The sequence below is a fragment of the Nocardia sp. FBN12 genome, assembly GCF_050320175.1.
Classification (GTDB): domain Bacteria; phylum Actinomycetota; class Actinomycetes; order Mycobacteriales; family Mycobacteriaceae; genus Nocardia.
This window is the reverse complement of record NZ_CP190048.1, coordinates 5,229,431-5,245,628: the sequence shown is the minus strand read 5'-3', so window position 1 is coordinate 5,245,628 and position 16,198 is coordinate 5,229,431. Positions and strand designations below refer to the sequence as shown.

The following is a 16,198-nucleotide window of genomic DNA, read 5'->3' as shown; positions in this document are numbered from 1 at the left end:
GACTCAGTCGATTCTGGTCAGCGGTGGTGGCTCCCACTTTCCGTCGATAGCCTCCCCGCGAGGGGCGTAGAGGCGCAGGGTGAGGGAGAAGTCGCCGGTCGGTGGGATGGGGAGCCAGTTGCCGGTGGGGACGGACGGGCGGGGGTCCTGTTGCTGGATGGCTAGTTCCACGGAACCGTCGGGGGCGGCGACTACCCGGGGGACGTGGCCTACCGAGTAGATCTGCTCGGGGTTGGGGACCAGGAGACCTTGGGTGTCGTAGGCGGTGATCGAGGCGAAGGCGTCGACGGGGGGCCAGGTGCCCGGTGCGAAGCGGATTCGGTACCGGTACGGGGCGCCTCGCTCGTCGGTGGCGGGGGCGTCCAGGTTCCCGTAGAGGATGTCGCGGATGGGGGCGAGGCCGGGGGAGCGTCTGGTGGTGGCCGCGCGGCGGAGGTAGTCGGTGCCGAAGGTACCGAGGTCGATGGGGATTTCCCAGCCGTTGACCGAGCGGGCGGTCGGGTCGGTCCAGTCGGCGATGCGACGCTGTCCCTGGCGGACCGCTTCGTCGAGGATGTCGGCGGGTCGGTCGTCGACGACCCCGCCGGGTTGTATCTCGATCTTGGCCAGTTCGGCCATCAAGGGTGCGTCGGCGGCGGCGGGCGGATCGGTCAGCATCAGCCGGCACAGGCGGTTGAGATAGGTGCGGCCGTCCAGGGCGGCGATTCGTTTCGCCGGCGGTTCGGTGCCACGGTCGATCGGGTGAACGCGGCTGACCGTGGCGTCGAGGTCGCCGCGTTTCCAAGCGCTGAGCGGGATCAGTTTGATCTGCTGCTGCAATTCGTTGACCTTCGGCGCGTCCTGGACACCGTTGATCTGGATCCGCCCCACGATCGTGCACAGCGTCGACGGCATGTGCAGCCGTGTCATCTGCGCCGGCAGTTCCCCGGCCCACTGCGGGCCGGTGAGGATGTAGGTGAACGGTGGACCGTCGGCGTCGACGGTGGTTCGTGGGGTCTTGCTCGTCAGGTCGTGTTCGGTGTTGGCCCACCCGTCGATCAGCTGGAACAGCCAGAACCGGTCGGGCTCCATTCCCGGGATCTGCAGCACCATCGGCTCTTCGGTGAGATCGAGCCATGCCTGTGAATACACCATGTCGTGGCTGAGCCGGGCCACCCCGCGATCGTTGGGATCGGGGAGAACACTGTGATCGATGGTGTTGGTCGGCCCGCTCGCCGCGCGCATGATGTCGAGCAGCATCATCGGGTAGCCGAAGACGTAGGCGTCGGTGGCCAGCGCGAGCACGTCCGGGCGGTCGGTTGTGTGGACCGGCAGGCGCACCGACTGGTCGCTACACCCCGGCAGCACGGCCGCGGCGGCTGCCGCGGCACCGAGACCCAGCAGCGATCGCCTGGTCAGCGCACCCGCGCGTGGATCCATACACGCTCCGTTCGACGGCCTGATCGCCGAGCGTATGTCGCGTCAGGAACAGGCCGCCTCATCCGCGACGGGTGAACTGCTCAACCGAGCAGCACCCGCCGCATCAGGAAGCCGACCCTGGCCCGGCCCGCGATCGGGTTGTCGCCGAACTCCTGACCGAGGTCGATGACCATCGCGAACGCCGCGTGTACCAGGAATCGCGCCTCGGCAGCGGTCAGCTCCGGCCGCATGTCGCGCACCAGCCGCGCCCATTCCTGCACGCTCAACCGCTGGATATTGCGCAGGACCGCGCGTTCCTCGGCGGGCACGTGCCCGAATTCGGCGTAGTAGACCACGGCGAGGGCTCGCTCGTCGAAGGTGTCGGCGACGAACTGCTCGACCAGCACACCCAGCGCCGCGCCGCTGTCGGGCGTGCTCGCCACGGCGGGCCCGATCGCCCCGGACACCCGGTCCGCCGCCCGCCGGAACGCGGCAGCGAGGATATCGCTCTTGCCCCGATAGAACCGGTACACCGCCGATGCCGCCGACAATCCCGCCGCCGAGGCGATGTCCTCCACGCTGACATTCGGATAACCGCGGATGTGAAACAGCTCCACCGCTTTACGCAGCAGCAGTTCATGTTTGAACGAGGCCGGAATCTCGGCACGGACGCCCTGCTCCGGCACTGTTGCGGCAGGGGGCAATTCACTATCGGTCAATGCCATACCCGCTGAGCCGAGCAGTTTGTTCAGCGTGCGAACGGGCAGCGCGGCGTGATGATCGGCGATGCTGGTGACGACACCGAGCATCGCCGTGGAGATCATTCGCAGTTCCGCCGTGGTCAATTCGGGACGCAAGACGGCCAGTTGCTCGTCGAGCGCCACCAGCACCGAACTCTGCTGTTCATCGAGCACCACACGATCGGCTGGTTCGAGGTAGCGGCCCTCCCATCGCACCAACCGCACCGTCGCCCGATTCTCGACGGTCGCGCCGATCAGCCCGGTCAGTATGTACCGCAACCGTTGTGCCGCGGGCAGCGTGTCCTGCGCCGACACCACGATCGACGCGGTGAAGGCCTGCCCGACCCGAAGTAACTCCTCCCGGAACAACGCGTACTTACTGGGGTAGTGCCGATACAGCGCGGCCGAACTGATCCCCAGCCCGGACGCGATGTCCTCCATGCTCACGCCGTGGTACCCGGCGGCCCCGAACGCCACCGCCGACGACGCCGCGATCTGCGCCCGGCGATTCTTCGGCCGACGCCGAACTTCAGTCCCAGCTACCCCACGCGCCCCACGAGACTCGCTGACATTCATGTGGGAAGTGTATTAGCCCTTGTCGGGCGGGGTTATCCGGGCATACCAGTCGAGGAGTGCGGGGTCGTCGACGGCGCTGCGTTCGACGACGCGGGCGGGGTCGGCGCCCTGGAAGAGTTTCTTGATGGGGACTTCCAGTTTCTTGCCGGTGCGGGTGTGCGGGATGCCGGGGGCTTCGCGGATCTCGTCGGGGACGTGGCGGGGGGACACCTCGGTGCGGATCGCGGTGGACAGGCGGGATTTCAGGTCCTCGGTGAGCTCGGCGCCGGGGGCGAGCACGACGAACAGGGGCATCCAGTAGCCGCCGTCGGGTTGTTCGGCGCCGATCACCAAGGCCTCGGCGATTTCCGGGAACTGTTCGACGACCTGGTAGATGTCGGCGCTGCCCATGCGGATGCCGTGGCGGTTGAGGGTGGAATCGGAGCGGCCGTGCACGACGATGCTGCCGTGTTCGGTGCGGGTGATCCAGTCGCCGTGGCGCCACACGCCGGGATAGGTGTCGAAATAGGCGGCGTGATAGCGCTTTCCGTCGTCGTCGCGCCAGAAGTGGACCGGCATCGACGGCATGGGTGCGGTGACCACCAGCTCGCCGACCTCGCCGCGCACAGAGTCGCCCTGCTCGTCGAAGGCATCGAGTGCGACGCCGAGATACGGCGCCGACAGTTCACCGGGCCACACCGGCACGGTCGGTGCGCCGCCGACGAACGCCGACACCACGTCGGTGCCGCCGCTGATCGAGCTCACCTGAACATGCTCGCCCGCATTCTCGTTCAACCACAGCGCACTCGAAACCGGTAGCGCCGAACCGGTGATGCCCACCGAACGCAGGGCCGACAGGTCGTGGTCGGCGCGTGGCACCGAGCCGGCCTTGATGCAGCCGAGGACATAGCCGGGGCTGGTGCCGAACACGGTGGCGCCCACCTGAGCGGTGATGCGCCACAGGGCATCCGGACCGCCCGCTGTCGGGCTGCCGTCGTAGGTGACCACTGTGGTGCCGGTCAGCAGACCCGCTACCTGGAAGTTCCACATCATCCAGCTCGGGCTGGTGTACCAGAAGAACGTGTCCTCCGGGCCCATGTTCGATTGCAGCGCTACGGCTTTCAGATGTTCGAGCAGCACGCCGCCGTGGCCGTGCACGATGCCCTTCGGCAGTCCGGTGGTGCCGGAGGAGAAGACGATCCACAGCGGATGATCGAAATCGACGGGGACGGTTTCGATGACACCGAGCCCGGCATCGGCTACCGAGTCCGTCCACGACAGCGAGTCGGGCACGTCGAGTCCGAGCTGCGAGACCACCACGGTCGCACGCAGGTTCAAGCCGTCCTGCAAGGCGGCGATGTCGGCCCGCTTGTCGTGTTCCCGGCCGCCGAAGCGGTAGCCGTCGGCGGTGACAAGCACCGTCGGGTCGAGCTGGCCGAGCCGGTCGAGTGCGGCCTTCGCGGAGTAGTCCTGGCCGCAGGCACTCCACACCGCGCCGATGCTGGCGGTGGCGAGGAAGGCGACGATCGCCTCCGGGATATTGGGCAGGTAGCCGACCACCCGGTCGCCTGCCTCTACGCCCTGTTCACGCAAGGTGCGCGCGAAAACCGTGACCTGCTCGATCAATTCGGCCCACGACACCTCCCTCGGCTCGGCGTCCTCGTGCAGCGCGATGACCGCGGGGCGGCCGAACTGGGCCATCCGGATGATCTGGTCGACATAGTTCAGCCGCGTTCCGGGGAACCACTCGGCACCCGGCATCGCCCGCGAACCGAGGACCTCACCGGCGGTCTCGCCGAGCTCGAAGTAGTCCCACACGGCCTGCCAGAAGCCGGCGATGTCATCCACCGACCACTGCCACAGGGCCTGGTAGTCCGGGTATTCGTCGCCGGTTCGCGCGGTGACGAAGGTGGCGAAGTCGGTGATTCGGGCCGATGCGACGTCGTGTGCGCTCGGTACCCATTGCGGTTGCACCGGATGTCCTCCTCGAACTGGACTACTGCGGGTATCGGGAGATGGTTACCCGATGATCAGCTGGGCACGCCCGCGCGGCGGACGATCTGTTCGGCATGCCGGAGTACCGGCGCGTCGACCATACGACCCTCGAACGCGAAGACGCCACGGTGGTCGGGCACTTCCGCCAGCACCCGGCGCGCCCAGTCGAGCTCGGCGGGGTCGGGCGCGTAGCCGTCGCGGATCACGGCGACCTGACTCGGGTGGATGGCGACCTTGGCGTCGAATCCGACGGCGACCGCGTCGCTCGTCTCCGCGGCGAGGCCTTCGAGATCCTTGATGTTCAGATACACCGAGTCCAGCGCGAAGCGACCGAATGCCTTGGCCGCCAGTAGTGTCGCCGATCGCACCTGGCGAGCGACATCGCGGTAACCGCCGTCGGCATGCCTGCTCGAATTGCCACCGAGCCCGGCGACCAGATCCTCGGCGCCCCACATCACGCCGATGGCATTGCCGGCTTGCACCGACTCGGTGATCCGCACCGCACCGAGCGGCGATTCGACCAGCACGATCACTTCGTAGCCATCGAGGGTCCGAACCTGTTCGGCCGATTCGCATTTGGGCAGCATGACCCGGCGATAACCGGTCTGCGCGAGCGCTGCCAGATCGGCCGCGTACTCGTCGGTGTCGGCGGCGTTGACGCGAATCACGGTGTGCCGCGGGTCTAGCGGGGTGTCGATCAGCGCCTGCCGAGCGGCAGCCTTGTCCGCCGCCGCCACTCCGTCCTCGAGGTCGAGAATCACCACATCGGCCACCGCGGCGGCCTTGGCGAAACGCTCAGGGCGGTCCGCCGGGCAGAACAGCCACGCGGGTCCACTCGGCTGCCAGGATTCGGTGGGGGGTCGGTTGCTCACGCGGCGGGCGCCTTTCGGACGAGGGTCTGGCGAACGGCGGTCGCCACCACGACCCCGTTCTGGTTACGCGCGGTGTGCGCCAGGCTGACGATCCCCTCACCCGGGCGGCTCTTGGATTCCCGCTTGTCGGTGACCAGCGTTTCCGCGTACATGGTGTCGCCGTGGAACAGTGGCGCGGGCACGGTCATCTCGGAGAAGCCGAGGTTGGCCACCAGCGTGCCCTGGGTGAGCTGGGCGACGGAGAGCCCGACCAGTGTCGACAGCGTGAACATCGAATTCACCAGGCGCTGGTTGAACGGCGGCTGCGCGTCGGCGAAGGCCGCGTCCAGGTGCAGGGCCTGGGTGTTCATCGTCAGCGTGGTGAACAGGACATTGTCGGCCTCGGTGATGGTGCGGCCGGGCCGGTGCTCGTAGATCGTGCCGATCTCGAACTCCTCGAACCACAGTCCGCGCTGGACGACCCGCTGTGTTGTCGGCGCCTGCTCTCGAGGCCCTGCGTGGTCACGCTCCGCTGCCGCCTCCGGGCCGCCGTGATCAGGCGCGCTCACAGACCCAGCTCCCGTGCGATCAGCATCAGCTGTACCTCCGTGGTGCCCTCGCCGATTTCCAGGATCTTGCTGTCACGGTAGTGCCTGGACACCGGGTAGTCATTCATGAAGCCGTTGCCGCCGAAGATCTGGGTGGCGTCGCGGGCGTTGTCCATCGCGGCCTCGCTGGCGACCATCTTCGCGATCGACGCGGCCTTCTTGAACGGCTTGCCCGCCAGCATCAGCGCGGCGGCGTCGTAGTAGGCGGTGCGCGCGACGTGGGCCCGTGCCTCCATCCGGGCGATCTTGAACGCGATGGCCTGGTTGCGGCCGATCGCCTGTCCGAAGGCCTGGCGCTCGCCCGCGTAGCGCACGCTCTCGTCGACACAGCCCTGCGCGGCGCCGACGGCCAGCGCGGCGATGGCGATGCGGCCCTCGTCGAGGATCCGCAGGAAGTTGGCGTAGCCGCGACCGCGCTCGCCGAGCAGGTTCTCCTGCGGCACCCGCACGTCGGTGAGGCTCAGCGGGTGGGTGTCGGAGGCGTTCCAGCCGACCTTGTTGTAGGCGGGCTCGGCCACGAAGCCCGGCGTGGCGGTCGGCACCAGGATGGTGGAGATCTCCTTCTTGCCGCCTGTCTGCCCGGTGACCGCGGTGACGGTGACCAGGCGGGTGATGTCGGTGCCGGAGTTGGTGATGAACTGCTTGCTGCCGTTGATCACCCAGCTCTCGCCGTCCTGCACCGCGGTGGTCCTGGTGCCGCCCGCGTCGCTACCCGCATCCGGTTCGGTGAGTCCGAAGCCCGCCAGCGCCTGTCCACTGGTGAGCTGCGGCAGCCATTCGGTGCGCTGCTTGTCGTTGCCGAAGCGGTAGATCGGCATTGCGCCGAGCGACACTCCCGCTTCGAGGGTGATGGCCACGCTCTGGTCGATCTTGCCCAGTTCCTCGAGTGCCAGGCACAGCGCGAAGTAGTCGCCGCCCATGCCGCCGAACTCCTCGGGGAACGGCAGGCCGAACAGTCCCATCTCCGCCATGCCCGCCACGACCTCGTACGGAAAGCTGTGTTCGGCATCGTGTTTCGCCGACACCGGCGCGACGACCTGGTTGGCGAAATCGCGCACGGTGAGTGCGAGCTGGCGATATTCCTCCGGCAGCGAACCGGTGGACAGGTAGTCGGTCATGCGGGGGTTCCTTCGCGCTCGGTATCGGGCAATGTGGCCGTGGAAACCGCCACGGCCGTGTCGGTTTCGGCGGGGTCGCCGGGGTTCGCATCGATGGCTTCGGCGGGATGGGCGACGACGCGCACCAGCACCTGGTCCAGCTTCACCTGGGCACCCGGCGCGGCGAGCACCTCCACCGTGCCTGCCACCGGCGCGGTGAGCGCGTGCTCCATCTTCATGGCCTCGATCACGATCACCGGATCACCGACGGCGACGGTCGCGCCGTTCTCGACCGGTGTCGCGATCACCGAACCCGGCATGGGACTGCGGATTTCGGCGTCACCCACGTGGGCGGCATCGCCACGGACCGCCGCCTCGGCGACCTCGCGCAGGACAGCGAGCGCGCCGCCGTGGCTCACCCACAGCTGCCCGTCGGCCTCGGCGATGCGGTAGTCGCGCCGCAGCCCGTCGAGCGTCGCCGCGAGACCGTCGGCCGTGGCGGTGGCGGTGAGTGTGCGCGGCTCCGGCCGACTCGAAGTCGCGGCGCCGGACTCCGGTGCGTCCAGCCACACTGTCGCCGAAGCCGGTGTGCCAGTGATGAAGACGTGGCGCGCCTGGTCGCCCGCGGACAGTCTGATCGACGTCGGGGCCGGTGCGCCGAGTCGCCATCCCGAGGGCGACGACCACGGATCGCCGCCGGTCGCGGGCCAGCGCCGCAACCAGTGATGCGCTGCGGCGGCGATGAATTCGTCGTCGGTGACCTCGGCGGCCACGAAGTCGGCGACGCGGCGATCCAGCAGCGCGGTGTCGAGGCGGCCCGCCTGCACGTCGTCGTCGGCCAGCAGGAACCGCAGGAACTCGATATTGCTCGTCACGCCGAGCAGCACGGTCTGTTCCAGCGCGCGGTCCAGCGCGGCGAGTGCCTCGGCACGAGTGGAGCCGCGCGCGATCACCTTCGACAGCATCGGGTCGTAATCGCTGCCGACCGCGGTGCCGACCGACAGGCCCGAATCCACCCGCACACCGGCGCCTTCCGGCTCCGACAGCGCGAGCACGGTGCCGCCGGTCGGCAGGAATCCACGGCTCGGGTCCTCCGCGTAGACGCGCGCCTCGACGGCATGCCCGACCAGGTGGATCTCGTCCTGCGTGCGCGCCAGTTTCTGGCCCGCGGCGACCCGCACCTGGCACTCGACCAGGTCGACGCCGGTGACCATCTCGGTGACCGGATGTTCCACCTGCAGACGGGTATTCATCTCCATGAAGAAGAACTCGTCGGGCTGATCGGCCGAGACGATGAACTCCACGGTGCCCGCGCCCACATAGTCCACGCTGCGGGCGGTGTTGCAGGCCGCAGTGCCGATCCGGGCCCTGGTCTGCGCGTCCAGCAGCGGCGACGGAGCTTCCTCGATCACCTTCTGATGCCTGCGCTGCAAGCTGCATTCGCGCTCACCCAGGTGCACCACATTGCCGAACTTGTCGGCCAGGACCTGCACCTCGATGTGGCGGGGCCGGTTGACGAACCGCTCGAGGAACAGGGTGTCGTCGCCGAACGACGCACCGGCTTCGCGCCTGGCGCTCACCAACGCGGCAGGCAGGTCGGCGGGGTCGGTGACCCGGCGCATGCCCTTGCCGCCACCACCGGCGGACGGCTTCACCAGCACGGGGTAGCCGATTTCCGTTGCCGCGGCGATCAATTGGTCATCGGTCAGACCCGGTTCGGCGATGCCGGGCACCACCGGGACCCCGAACGCCGTCACCGTCTTCTTCGCGGTGATCTTGTCGCCCATCACCTCGATGGCCTTCGCGGGCGGCCCGAGGAACACGATGCCCGCGTCGGCCAGGGCCGCCGCGAAGGCCGAATTCTCCGACAGGAAGCCGTAACCCGGATGCACCGCCTGCGCGCCCGAACGAACAGCGGCGTCGACGACCTTCTCGATCGACAGGTAGCTCTCGCGCGCGGGCGCCGGTCCGAGGCGCACCGCGACATCGGCCTCACGCACGTGGCGCGCGCCCGCGTCGGCATCGCTGTACACCGCGACCGAGCGAATGCCCATGGCGCGCAGGGTCTTGATCACACGCACCGCGATCTCGCCGCGGTTGGCGACCAGGACGGTGTCGAATTCGATGGGGTGGTTCTTGTTCAGCATATCGCTCACATCCGGAAGACGCCGTAGGAAACGGGTTCGAGCGGCGCTTGCGCGCACACCGAAAGGGCAAGGCCGAGCACGGTTCTGGTGTCGGTGGGCGCGATGACGCCGTCGTCCCAGATCCGCGCCGTCGAATAGTAGGGGTTGCCCTGGGTCTCGTACTGGTCCCGGATCGGCGCCTTGAAGGCCTCCTGATCCGCCTCGGACCACGGCTTGCCCGCGCTGTCGAGCTGATCGCCGCGCACCGTCGACAGCACCGAGGCTGCCTGCTCGCCACCCATCACCGAGATGCGCGCGTTCGGCCACATCCACAGGAAGCGCGGCGAATACGCGCGCCCGCACATGGAGTAGTTGCCCGCGCCGTAGGAGCCGCCGATCACCACGGTCAGCTTCGGCACCCGCGCGCACGCCACCGCGGTGACCATCTTCGCGCCGTGCTTGGCGATGCCGCCCGCCTCGTAGTCGCGCCCGACCATGAATCCGGTGATGTTCTGCAGGAACAGCAGCGGGATCTTGCGCTTGTCGCACAGTTCGATGAAATGCGCGCCCTTCATGGCGGACTCGGCGAACAGCACGCCGTTGTTGGCGACGATGCCGACCGGATGGCCGTGGATGCGGGCGAACCCGGTGACCAGGGTCTTGCCGTATTCGGCCTTGAACTCGTGGAATCCGGCCTCGCCGTCGACGATCCGATCGATCACCTCGCGCACGTCGTACGGCGTGCGCGGGTCGACCGGGACCACGTCGTAGAGCTCGCCCTCGGGCTTGGCGGGCGGGGTGCTCGCCAGCACCTCCCACGGCGTCTCGGGCTTCGGGCCGAGCGTGCCGACGATCTTGCGGACGATGCGCAGCGCGTCGCGATCGTCGTCGGCCAGGTGGTCGGTGACGCCGGAGGTTCGCGAATGCAGCAGGCCGCCGCCGAGCTCCTCGGCGGTGACGACCTCACCGGTCGCGGCCTTCACCAGCGGCGGGCCGCCGAGGAAGATGGTGCCCTGATCACGCACGATGACGGCCTCGTCGGCCATCGCGGGCACATACGCGCCGCCCGCGGTGCACGAGCCCATCACCGCCGCGATCTGGGCGATGCCCTTGGCGCTCATGTTCGCCTGGTTGTAGAAGATGCGGCCGAAGTGCTCGCGGTCGGGGAACACCTCGTCCTGGTGCGGCAGGAAGGCGCCGCCGGAGTCCACCAGATACACACACGGCAGGTTGTTCTGCGCGGCCACTTCTTGCGCGCGCAGGTGCTTCTTCACCGAGATCGGGTAGTACGTGCCGCCCTTGACCGTCGCGTCGTTGGCCAGGACCAGGCACTCGCGGCCCGAGATGCGGCCGATGCCGGCGATCATGCCCGCGCCCGGGCACTCGTCGCCGTACATGCCGTTGCCGGCCAGTGGCGCGATCTCGAGGAACGGGCTGCCCGGGTCGAGCAGCTGCTCGACCCGCTCGCGGGGGAGCAGCTTGCCCCTGGCCACGTGCCGTTCGCGGGACTTCTGCGGACCACCGAGCGCGGCCGTGGCCAGCCGCTGCCGCAGATCCGCGACCAGGGCGCCGTGCGCGTCCCGGTTGCTCGTCACGGTGGCTTCGGTTTCATGCGTAACCGTCATCGCGCCATTCTCTCATTCGGTTAGTCGCTAATAACTGAAATTCAGGTTAATCTTGACTAACCAAGTTGTCCAGAGGGGGCTGCCACGATGTCGACTACCGAGCCGGTTCAGGTGACCCGCCGCGAGCAGCTCAAGGCCCAGCGTCGTGAACAGTTGCTGGCCTCGGGCGCCCGGCTGATCGCCGACCGCGGCTTCTTCGGCGTGCGCCTCGACGACCTCGGCGCGGCGGTCGGCATCAGCGGTCCCGCCGTCTACCGCCACTTCGCGAACAAAGAGGCACTGCTGGTCGAACTCCTGGTCGGAGTCAGTGAGCGTCTGCTCTCGGGCGGTCGCGCCGTCGTCGAGGATTCGTCGTCGGCCGCGACAGCGCTCACCGCGCTGGTCGACTTCCACCTCGACTTCGCCTTCGGCAACCCCGAGCTCATCCGCATCCAGGACCGCGACCTCGACAACGTCCCGGCCAACGAACGCCGCATCCTGCGCCGCACCCAGCGCCACTACGTCGAGATCTGGGTCGGCGTCCTGCGTGAACTGAATCCCGGACTCCCCGAGGAAACCGCCCGCATCCAGGCCCACGCGGCGTTCGGCCTGATCAACTCGACCCCGCACAGCGCGTCAGCGGCGAGCGCGTCGAGGGCCCGTCCGGTGCTGCGCCAGATGGCGTTGGCGGCGCTCTCGGCCGGCTAGTTCGCGCCGATCCGGCGCCTGCCGTGTCGAGGCGGGGCGCGGTCGGCGATCAGCGGCGGTGCGGTCAGTCGAGCTGACTCCACAGCCAGCCAGGACCGACGGTTTCGGCGCCGTGGGCTGCCACTCGGCCGCGGAGCTCTCGGTCGGCGGTGACGACGGTGATCTGCTCGTGGGAGTTCGTTCCGGCGACCACGTCGACGATCTTGTCGTCACCGGACCGCTCGGCGAGCACCACGGTCATGCGCGGTGCGCCGGGTGCGTCGGCGGCGGCCTTGGCGGCACCCTCGAGGACGACGGTGATCTCGGTGTCAGCGGGCAGGCTGGTCGTCAGGTTCGCCACGTCGGCGAGGAACCTGCGCGCGGCGCCTGCACGGTCCTTCCACCATCCGTTGGCGCGAGAGCCGATCACGTTGGCCGCGTCCACCACGATGAGATGCCTCGGATCGCTCATCGGTCCAGTCTGCCCGCCGTCGGGGGCCCGGTCCGCGACGGGCGGCCGAATCGTCGGCACCACGCGGTCTCGCCCGACCGCGGACGCTCGAGCACCGCGCTCTCACGTGCGCATCGCCCGGTAGGCGGACGCCACCACAGAATCGGGTTACGCGTCCGCGGGGACGGGGGTGGCGAGCGGGGTGAGGCGGCCGTCGGTCATGCGGTAGACGGCGTCCATGCGGTGCAGGTGGGTGGGGTCATGGGTGACGAGGATCGTGGCGGCCTGATGGTCGCGGGCGATTGTGGTGATCAGGGCGATGATGGCGGCGCCGCGTTCGGAGTCCAGCGCGCTGGTGGGTTCGTCGACTACGAGTAGGGCGGGGTCGTTCATGAGGGCTCGGGCGATGTTGACGCGTTGGCGTTGTCCGCCGGAGAGCTGGGCCGGGCGTTTGTGCGCGTGTTCGGCCAGGCCTACCGCTTCGAGGAGTTCCTGTGCGCGGGTGCTGGTTTCGCTCCGCGATGCCCGCTTCGGGCCGCCGAGGCGGGCGGTCACCTCCAGCTGCTCGACAGCGGTGAGCGACGGGATGAGATTCGGCTGCTGGAACACGATGCCCATCGAGTTCCGGCGAGCTGTGGCGGCCGCTCGGCGGCTCAGCGTGACGAGATCCGTGGTGGCCGAGTCTGTTTCGAGCACGACGGTGCCCGAATCGGGCCGGATCAGGGTCGCGGCGACGGCGAGCAGACTCGACTTTCCCGAGCCGGACGCGCCGGTCACCGCGGCGATGGTGCCGCCGGGGACGTGCAGGTTCACCCGGTCGAGGGCGGTGAGACGGTCGGTGCCGTCGGGGTAGGTGAGGGTCACGTCGGTGAGAGTGATTGCCACAGTCGGTCCTTCGGTTCTATCGCGCTGAGCTGCCGGTGCGGGCGACGGTTGTCAGCGGGTCGCGCCGAGCGCGATCAGTGGGTCGGTGGTGAACAGGAAGCGCAGGGCGACAGCGGCGCCGACCAGGCCGAGGGCGATCAGGGCCAGCGCGGGTACCAAGGTCGTCGCCGGGCTGAGCACGAAAGGCATTGCGTCGCCTAGGAATAGTGAGGCGACGGCGGTGATCGCGAGGCCCGCCGTGACACCGGCGGTCAGGACGATCGCGGCTTGGGCGAGGGCATCGCGAACCAGTGAGCCGGTGGTCGCGCCGAGGGCTTTCAAGGTGGCGATGTCGGGTTGACGCTGGACGGTCCAGACCGTGAAGAAGGCGCCGATCACCAGGGCCGAGATGGCGAACAGCAGCACGGTCATCAGGGTGAGTGAGCTGTTCTCGGCCTGGTAGGAGCCGATCGCTTGGACGGCGTCTTTCGCGGGCAGCGAGTGTGTTCCGGCTTCGGCGTCGAGGCCGCCGGGGACATCGCCGGTCACCGCGAGCACGGTCGCGGCACCGCCGCGCGGGCTGGCCGCCTGCCAGTCCTGCATGCTCGTCCAGATCACGGGGGTGTGGCTGTACCACTCGTCACCGGCTACATCGGCGACGGTGAACTCGTGGCCCGCCAGCAGGACGACATCGCCGGTGCCCGCGGACAGTTCACGAGCCGCGGCCGAACTCAGTACCACCGCACCGGGTTCGGTAGCAGGACGGTTGCTGAACGCTGATGGGTCGCCGCCGAACAACGCGACCTGTGTCGGGCTGGCACCGGCGTGCTCGGCCCTGGTGCGCGAGATGCCGATCGGGGTCGCGTCCGCCGATTGCCACTGCGCGAGCTGCTGCTCGGTGAGCACCGACGAGTCGAACGACGGGTCGGCCCCGGTCTCCGCGAAAACGACCTGGTCGGCATCGATCCCCTGGACAGCGGAGATATTCTGGTGCGCCAGCCCGGCGGTGAGGCCACTGAGGAAGCTCACCAGCACCGCCACCAGCAGCACGATGGTGGTGATGAGCAGGAAGCGGCCGCGGGCGGCCCGCAGATCTCGGAGTGCGACGAACATGACTCCACTCTGTCCTTCGCGCCGGTCCACGCCATCGCACCGGCGCACGAAACGCCGTCCAACCAAGGTCTGGCGGCGTTTACTTCTTTCGATGGATGCCCGCGTGGTTGCCGCACATAAGCTGGTCAGCGTGCATTCGTCCCCCCTGACCCCGGTGGTCACCACCCTGCGCCTCGGCCTGCATGTGCTGGTGACGGTGCTGGCTGTGGTGGTCGCGGTGCGCGCGTTGCTGCCCGGCGGTGGCGGGCACGGTATCGCGGTGGTCGCGCTGACGGCGGTGTGGTTGCTGCTCTATTTCGCGGGGACCGAGTTCCCTCTCTCCCGTGCGCAAGAGGATCGGGCTGGGGCTGCTTCGGGGGTGCCGGTCGAGGGAACGTCGGCTGCGCCGGGCCAGCGATCGGTGGCTCGCGGTGTTGATCGTGGCGAGCCGAGCTCGGCCGGTGCTCGTCGAGGGGCGGTGGCGGTATGGGTGTGGCTGGCGGCGCTGACCGTGTTGTGGCTGGTCTTGCTCGCGCTCACCCCGGACGCGGTCTATCTGGCATTCGGGCTGTTCTTCCTCTATCTGCACCTGCTTCCTCGACCGTGGAGTCTGGTCGCGGTGGTGTCGGCGACGGCGGTCGGTGTGCTCGGGTTCGCGGCGCATCGTGGTTGGTCGGCAGGCGCGGTAGTGGGGCCGGTGCTCGGCGCGTTGGTAGCGATCGGAATCGGGCTCGGGTATCAGGCGCTGCATCGCGAGGCGGTCGAACGGGAGCGGCTGATCGACGAATTGATCGGCACCAGAGCGATTCTCGCCGAACAGGAGCGCACCGCGGGCAAGCTCGCCGAGCGCGAGCGCCTGGCCAAGGAAATCCATGACACCGTCGCCCAGGGGCTGAGCAGTATCCAGTTACTCCTGCACGCCGCCGAACAGGCGGCACCGGATCACCCTGCGCTGGACCGTATTCGGCTCGCGCGCGAGACCGCCGCCGGGGATCTGGCCGAAACCCGAAGGCTCATCGACGAATTGTCGCCCGCCGCGCTGGACGGTCAGTCACTCGCCGAAGCATTGGAACGCATTTGCCTTCGCGCACAATCGCCTTCGTTGACCACGCAGCTGCTCGTCGAGGGGGAGCCGGAGCGACTGCCGATGCCCATCGAGGCCGCGCTGGTACGTATCGCTCAGAGCGCCGTGGCCAATGTGGTCCAGCACGCGCACGCTGAGCGCATGCGGGTCACCCTCACCTACGACGGCACCGACGCGCACCTGGACATCGTCGACGACGGCATCGGTATCGAGCCGAACATGTTGCGTCACCCGAGATCCGGCGCCTTCGGCCTCGCCGCCATGCGCAGCCGCGTCGAGCAACAGGGTGGTGCGATGACCGTCGAATCCGAGCCCGGCCACACCGCCGTGACCGTGACCTTCCCGCTCGGCGCAGCCTCATGATCCGCCTACTCCTCGCCGACGACCACGCCATCGTCCGCGCGGGCCTGCGCGCCCTCCTCGACGCCGCCGCCGACATCACCGTCGTCGGTGATGTCGCGGATGCCGATGCGGCAGTAGCCTTTTGCGCCGCCACCCCCGTCGACCTGGTCCTGATGGACCTGCGCTTCGGCGACGGCCGCTCCGGCGCCTCCGCCACCGCCGACCTGCGCGCCCTCCCCGCCCCACCGAACGTCCTCGTCGTCACCAACTACGACACCGACGCCGACATCCTCGGCGCCATCGAAGCAGGCGCCGTCGGCTACCTCCTCAAAGACACCCCACCCACCGAACTCCTGGCCGCCGTCCGCGCCGCCGCCGCAGGCGAAAGCGTCCTCTCCCCGACCGTCGCCTCCCGCCTGATGACCAGAGTCCGCCGAGCCGACACCACCCTCAGCCCCCGCGAAGTAGAAGTCCTCCGCCTGGTAGCCGCCGGCCTCTCCAACCGCGACATCGCCAAACAACTCTTCCTCAGCGAAACCACCGTGAAGTCCCACCTCGTCCACATCTACGCCAAACTCGGCGTGAAGTCCCGCACCTCCGCCGTCGCCACGGCCCGCGAAACCGGCGCGATCTGAACCCATCGCGGGACTCCGCTGACAGGCCGTTCGTCAGTACCACGAGGTGCCACCTCGGTGGCCTACCCT

General features: G+C 68.7%; 14 protein-coding genes. 3 read left to right on the top strand and 11 right to left on the bottom strand.

All coding sequences use genetic code 11. From position 1 onward, the window contains the following. Positions 1-3: 3 nt before the first annotated feature. The 8 genes from ACQHI0_RS24680 to ACQHI0_RS24645 all read right to left on the bottom strand — a co-directional run bounded on the left by ACQHI0_RS24680 (position 4) and on the right by ACQHI0_RS24645 (position 10,995). Positions 4-1,419, bottom strand: coding sequence for a DUF1254 domain-containing protein (locus ACQHI0_RS24680; RefSeq protein WP_427904191.1), 1,416 nt, complete (start codon positions 1,417-1,419; stop codon positions 4-6). Positions 1,420-1,499: 80 nt separating this feature from the next. Further along, positions 1,500-2,714: a TetR/AcrR family transcriptional regulator gene (locus ACQHI0_RS24675; protein ID WP_427904190.1), complete on the bottom strand. Its 1,215-nt coding sequence runs from the start codon at positions 2,712-2,714 to the stop codon at positions 1,500-1,502. Between the two features lie 12 nt (positions 2,715-2,726). Beyond that, entirely contained in the window at positions 2,727-4,667 is a 1,941-nt protein-coding gene (locus tag ACQHI0_RS24670) for an acetoacetate--CoA ligase (RefSeq protein WP_427904189.1), read from the bottom strand. 56 nt (positions 4,668-4,723) lie between these two features. Beyond that, positions 4,724-5,560 (bottom strand): HpcH/HpaI aldolase/citrate lyase family protein, encoded by an 837-nt coding sequence (locus tag ACQHI0_RS24665; RefSeq protein WP_427904188.1) that lies wholly within the window; start codon positions 5,558-5,560, stop codon positions 4,724-4,726. Next, a complete protein-coding gene (locus ACQHI0_RS24660; protein ID WP_427909284.1) occupies positions 5,557-6,006 on the bottom strand; it encodes a MaoC family dehydratase in 450 nt (149 codons plus the stop codon). The genes ACQHI0_RS24665 and ACQHI0_RS24660 overlap by 4 nt, the downstream gene beginning before the upstream one ends. A gap of 98 nt (positions 6,007-6,104) precedes the next feature. Further along, positions 6,105-7,265, bottom strand: a complete 1,161-nt coding sequence (locus ACQHI0_RS24655) for an acyl-CoA dehydrogenase family protein (protein ID WP_427904187.1) — start codon at positions 7,263-7,265, stop codon at positions 6,105-6,107. Next, positions 7,262-9,391 (bottom strand): biotin carboxylase N-terminal domain-containing protein, encoded by a 2,130-nt coding sequence (locus ACQHI0_RS24650; RefSeq protein ID WP_427904186.1) that lies wholly within the window; start codon positions 9,389-9,391, stop codon positions 7,262-7,264. The genes ACQHI0_RS24655 and ACQHI0_RS24650 overlap by 4 nt, the downstream gene beginning before the upstream one ends. Before the next feature lie 5 nt (positions 9,392-9,396). After that, the gene (locus ACQHI0_RS24645) at positions 9,397-10,995 is read right to left on the bottom strand and encodes a carboxyl transferase domain-containing protein (protein ID WP_427904185.1); all 1,599 of its coding nucleotides are present in this window, start codon (positions 10,993-10,995) and stop codon (positions 9,397-9,399) included. An 87-nt stretch (positions 10,996-11,082) separates the two neighbouring features. Between ACQHI0_RS24645 and ACQHI0_RS24640 the strand changes: the two genes are divergently transcribed. Continuing rightward, entirely contained in the window at positions 11,083-11,682 is a 600-nt protein-coding gene (locus ACQHI0_RS24640; protein WP_427904184.1) for a TetR/AcrR family transcriptional regulator, read from the top strand. 64 nt (positions 11,683-11,746) lie between these two features. Here ACQHI0_RS24640 and ACQHI0_RS24635 read toward each other — a convergent pair whose 3' ends face one another. The 3 genes from ACQHI0_RS24635 to ACQHI0_RS24625 all read right to left on the bottom strand — a co-directional run bounded on the left by ACQHI0_RS24635 (position 11,747) and on the right by ACQHI0_RS24625 (position 14,089). Next, positions 11,747-12,133, bottom strand: a complete 387-nt coding sequence (locus tag ACQHI0_RS24635; RefSeq protein ID WP_427904183.1) for an NYN domain-containing protein — start codon at positions 12,131-12,133, stop codon at positions 11,747-11,749. A gap of 147 nt (positions 12,134-12,280) precedes the next feature. After that, positions 12,281-12,997, bottom strand: a complete 717-nt coding sequence (locus tag ACQHI0_RS24630; RefSeq protein ID WP_427904182.1) for an ABC transporter ATP-binding protein — start codon at positions 12,995-12,997, stop codon at positions 12,281-12,283. Between the two features lie 51 nt (positions 12,998-13,048). Beyond that, entirely contained in the window at positions 13,049-14,089 is a 1,041-nt protein-coding gene (locus tag ACQHI0_RS24625; RefSeq protein ID WP_427904181.1) for an ABC transporter permease, read from the bottom strand. A gap of 130 nt (positions 14,090-14,219) precedes the next feature. On the opposite strand from ACQHI0_RS24625, the gene ACQHI0_RS24620 reads away from it, so the two are divergent. Together ACQHI0_RS24620 and ACQHI0_RS24615 are read left to right on the top strand one after the other, a co-directional pair. Next, a complete protein-coding gene (locus tag ACQHI0_RS24620; RefSeq protein ID WP_427904180.1) occupies positions 14,220-15,515 on the top strand; it encodes a sensor histidine kinase in 1,296 nt (431 codons plus the stop codon). Beyond that, entirely contained in the window at positions 15,512-16,129 is a 618-nt protein-coding gene (locus ACQHI0_RS24615; protein ID WP_427904179.1) for a LuxR C-terminal-related transcriptional regulator, read from the top strand. The genes ACQHI0_RS24620 and ACQHI0_RS24615 overlap by 4 nt, the downstream gene beginning before the upstream one ends. The last annotated feature ends 69 nt before the right edge of the window (positions 16,130-16,198 follow it).